This is a genomic window from Dickeya sp. MK7, from assembly GCF_000406305.1.
Taxonomy (GTDB): domain Bacteria; phylum Pseudomonadota; class Gammaproteobacteria; order Enterobacterales; family Enterobacteriaceae; genus Dickeya; species Dickeya fangzhongdai.
Map to the genome: position 1 here is coordinate 247908 of NZ_CM001984.1, position 551 is coordinate 248458.

Sequence of the window (551 nt, forward strand, 5' to 3'; positions counted from 1 at the left end):
AGGGTGCCGTCGGCGTTAATCACCACCGTACCGTTGCCGGCGGTCGCCGCGGTGACGGTCAGCGGATTACCATCCACATCGCTGTCGTTCGCCAGCACATCGACGGTCACCGGGGTGTCTTCCGCCGTGGTGGCGCTGTCGTTACCGGTCACCGGCGCATCGTTCACTGCGGTCACCGTGATGGTCAGCGTGCCCGTCACCACCCCGCCGGCGCCGTCGCTGACGGTATAGGTCACCGTGTCGGTGCCGTTAAAGTTGGCATTGGGGGTATAGGTCAGGGTGCCGTCGGCATTGATCACCACCGTGCCGTTACCGGCGGTCGCGGCGGTCACCGTCAGCGGATTGCCATCAACATCGCTGTCATTCGCCAGCACATCCACCGTCACCGGGGTGTCTTCCGTGGTGGTGGCACTGTCGTTACCGGTGACCGGCGCGTCGTTCACTGCCGTCACGGTGATGGTCAGCGTGCCGGTCGTCACCCCGCCCGCGCCGTCGCTGACGGTGTAGGTCACGGTATCGGTGCCGTTAAAGTTGGCATTGGGCGTATAGGT

Annotated in this window: 1 protein-coding gene; it reads right to left on the reverse strand. The window is 64.8% G+C overall.

Annotated elements, in window-relative coordinates:
- On the reverse strand, positions 1-551 hold a 551-nt coding region (locus DXXMK7_RS01215), incomplete at both ends, for an Ig-like domain-containing protein (RefSeq protein ID WP_038917497.1).